At 53.6% G+C, this 3529-nt stretch carries 5 protein-coding genes; 2 read left to right on the top strand and 3 right to left on the bottom strand.

Features of this window, described 5'->3' with window-relative positions:
- Positions 1 to 121: 121 nt before the first annotated feature.
- Positions 122 to 319, top strand: a complete 198-nt coding sequence (locus CPT76_RS05550) for a sulfurtransferase TusA family protein (protein WP_105442192.1) — start codon at positions 122 to 124, stop codon at positions 317 to 319.
- Positions 320 to 502: 183 nt separating this feature from the next.
- Entirely contained in the window at positions 503 to 1234 is a 732-nt protein-coding gene (locus tag CPT76_RS05545; RefSeq protein WP_105442191.1) for a hypothetical protein, read from the top strand.
- Positions 1235 to 1277: 43 nt separating this feature from the next.
- Here the strand turns inward: CPT76_RS05545 and CPT76_RS05540 are convergent, their stop codons facing one another.
- The 3 genes from CPT76_RS05540 to CPT76_RS37045 all read right to left on the bottom strand — a co-directional run.
- Complete coding sequence (locus CPT76_RS05540; RefSeq protein WP_105442190.1) at positions 1278 to 2291, bottom strand: phosphotransferase; 1014 nt, start codon at positions 2289 to 2291, stop codon at positions 1278 to 1280.
- Between the two features lie 2 nt (positions 2292 to 2293).
- Positions 2294 to 3292: an SMI1/KNR4 family protein gene (locus CPT76_RS41225; RefSeq protein ID WP_308737521.1), complete on the bottom strand. Its 999-nt coding sequence runs from the start codon at positions 3290 to 3292 to the stop codon at positions 2294 to 2296.
- Between the two features lie 37 nt (positions 3293 to 3329).
- On the bottom strand, positions 3330 to 3529 hold a 200-nt coding region (locus CPT76_RS37045), incomplete at its 5' end, for a hypothetical protein (protein ID WP_181152699.1).

The raw sequence follows: 3529 nt of genomic DNA, 5'->3' as shown, positions 1-3529 counted from the left end.
GCCAAGCTGAAGCAGTCCGCTTCGCTGCAAACCACGACAACCTAATTAGGGACTTTACGTTAAACTAGTCACATCTTAAGGAGGTTACTTCCATGAAACACAAAAACTAGCCGTTCTGGGCATGGTCTGTCCGTTCCCGTTAATTGAAGCCAAGCAGGCGATCGAAGAGCTGAACAGCGGCGACGAGCTGGTCATCGACTTCGACTGCACGCAGGCCACCGAAGCCATACCGCGCTGGGCTGCAGAAGCCGGCCACACCGTCACGAATTTCGAACAGATCGACGATGCATCCTGGACGATTACGGTACAAAAGAAATAATGTAGCGCACAAAGGCGACCTTCCGTCATATTGGGGAGGCCGCCTTTGTGCGTGTATTGGATTGTTGAACCGCAAAAATCGCAGCGACCATGCCCGGTGTTCTTTTTTTCAATAAATTGACCGTAACCGGCCTACCTTATATACTCTACTCATTGGAAGAAATAGGAATGCTAGGAGGACCCCATGGACGATTGCGCAAATGATGGAGATATGAATTTGGATACGGCCGTATCCGCCTTGAACAACGCCTATTCATTAGAAAATTGGACTCTTCTGATTCGGCGATCGGATCAACTCTACAACGACGCGTATCAATCATTTATTCACAATAAACAGGCACAAAAACCGATTATTTATTATATAGGATATAGTCTGCTGATGAAGGGATATAGTCTGCTGATGAAGGGAATCGGCTATCAAAAAGACAAGCAATACGGGGAATCGCTGAAGTGTATTGAGCAGTATAAAGATCTTGGCCGGTTTTTGGACGGAAGCGAACGCAGCCAGCGGATACTCGACCAATATGCTTTTTATGCTTATGCCAATTCGCTGTCTGTACACCTTCTATCGGGAAATCTTTCAAAACTCGAGGAGTACGCCCAATTTCTAAATCAGCATCCATCCGAAACGTTATCCGGATTGCTGACCTTTTTAGAATGTGCCCTTTCCCAGGATCTTAACGTCGATGAGTATATCGCGCCATTGACGGAGCGCTTTGATGCTTATCAGCATGACGATATGCGTCCGGAAGAGCAGACCATCTTCCTGTCGATTCTCATGATGCTTTCCCGCTACTGCAGAAACAGGAAGAGGTTTGAAGAAGCACAGAAATACACGCAACAATTTTTATCCCTATCGTTCGATAGAGGCCCTGGTCGACAAGCATCAACGTCTGCTGCTGCTCCGCATGAATAGGAAACGATCCTTCTTCCCGTGTAAGGGAAGATCGCCTTTGATGTCATTCCTGGCACAGGTATCGTTCCAGCAGAGCTTCGACCGCTCTCCTGTCCCGTTCCAGCCGCGCGAGCTCGGCACCAATGGCCGGAATCTGCTCGCGCAGCACCTCGGGGCCGTCCGTACCTTCATCGTACCGGGTCATAAAATGCAGGAACACGTCCACGTTCCGCAGCTTCATCAGTACCGGGATCGCCCGGATTTCATCCGGGTCCATGCGGACGCGGCTGCCGAAGCCGCGGCAAAACTGGACGGCCGCCTCCATGCCGGTATCGGGATCATCCCCCAGCAGCCCTGGAAGGATGACCGCGGGCTCCATTGCCCGTACGTCACGGGTGCAAAATTCAAAGTCGAGCAGCGCTGTAACCTGCTCAGGCTGATCTGCATCCACCAGCAGATTGGAAGCATTCAGGTCCCCGTGCACAAGCTGCTGCGGCAGGCGCTCCAGCCCTTCAAGTTCGCGGATGACCTCTCTATGAGCGTCCCCGATCCTGCGAAGCGGGCCCTCCAATCCGCGGAAAGGCTCAGGCGGCGCGATGCAGAACTGCCCCACCCGCTCCGGGCTGCACCCAGGATACGAATGGGTCAGCTCATAGTAGGGCCGGTAGGCGGGTGACGGAGCAACCACGAGCCGGCTGAATGCATCGGAGAGGCAGCCCGCCGCTTCGCCGAAGGAATACGCGGCCCGAAAACCGGTGGATTCGGGACGGATGCCGTCAATGTATTTGAAGAGGCAAGCATAACGCCCGCTCCCGTCATCCAGCTGGACGATCGTTTCGCCCGTTAGGGCAGGTATGGGTACAGGGGTGCGGAAGTCCAGTTTGTCCTGGGCGAGCGATGCCAGCACGGCGTGCTCAAACCGGATTTTATCGATGTCCCGATGCGTTTCATAAATTCGCAGGACGCCGCGCCCCTCCGCTCCTTCGATAAACCGTGTCGTATTGTTCCAGCCGCTTGCCCCCTGTGTAATCTCACCTCTCCAGGAGGAATGATATTGGTTTAATATCGATGTCAGCATGATCAGTATTCGATTTCCTCCAATTGGGCCAGATTGCGGTTGGACTCCCGCAGCAATGACGTGAACGAGTCGGCCGTGTAATACACGAAATCCGGATCATGGATGTAGCTGATGATCTGCCCGTACGTCCCCTCTTCGCTCGGATCCAGGTCCAGCATCAGGTACAGCGACCCTCCGGCCATGCTCGCAAATGGGTACCACTGGCGGTGGAACAGGTAGGGCTTGAGTTCGCGATCCAGCTTGGCGATCTCCTCCGGTGAATAATATTCCTCCAGCAGTTCATCCCTCTCGCAGAAATATCGCTTGACGTCCTCCATTTCGGCGAGGGACATAAGATAAAAAGGAGCCGCCTCATCCGCGTCCTCACCCGGAATAAGGATATGAAAGGCATAGCCGCTTCCGTCTTTTTGTTCATAAAAGGCGCGAAAATCCTCCGGCAGAAGGATGCCGAATTTCTTCTCAAATTCATCCAGACGCGAAGGTGCAACCCCGCCATGAACCCTATATTGATCGTATAGACCTAGGATTTCCTCGTCCTGGATTTTGCCGGGGAGCAGCGTTTCCAGCTCCTCTTTCAGGGGAAGAACCCGGCTGCGCACGTATTCCCGGTAACCTTGGAACGCTTCCTCCCCTCCGCCATTTTCCAAAAGGATCATGACAGCATAGGATATCAGGTTCAGCCACGTTTCCATCGTTTCGATCTGTTCCTTCGAAAGCAGGCCGTTCGAACGCAGCATGCCTTCCGGCTCCAAAGCCCAGGCCCGGGCCAAATGGTAGAGGCCCCACAGGCTGGATATCAGTTCCCGGTTCACCTGGTCCCGGCCCAGCTCGTCCGACAGCGCGCGCAGGGCGGCCATAACCTCATGCAGGTTCCCCTCGCGCAGCTCCCCACGGAAGGGCCTTAGGCTGCCCAGAAAGCCGTTTTCCATTTTCCAATGCTCTATGCGGTCATGGGTAAAAGCATGGCATTTCAGCAGCAGCTGTGCATCTTCAATATTCATCGTCGTTCTCTCCTCTCCCAACACCGGCGATGTATACTTACGCAGAAGCGTACTGTACGATCACGGCTTCCCTCGTCTCTTCATCATAAGCGATCCAAAGGTCATCGCCGACTTCCACGCCGTATACCGGCTCGATGGACTGCTCGATTCGGTACGAAATTCCGCTTCTTGTAACGGTAATGCGGGCAAATGGCCGTTCGCCGAAGGAATGATGAAGGAAACGAGCATTAAGAAAGT

This window comes from Paenibacillus sp. AR247 (assembly GCF_002968895.1).
Taxonomy (GTDB): Bacteria; Bacillota; Bacilli; order Paenibacillales; family Paenibacillaceae; genus Paenibacillus_AQ; species Paenibacillus_AQ favisporus.
Note: the sequence above shows the minus strand (reverse complement) of the source record. Positions and strands in the feature narration are given on the sequence as shown.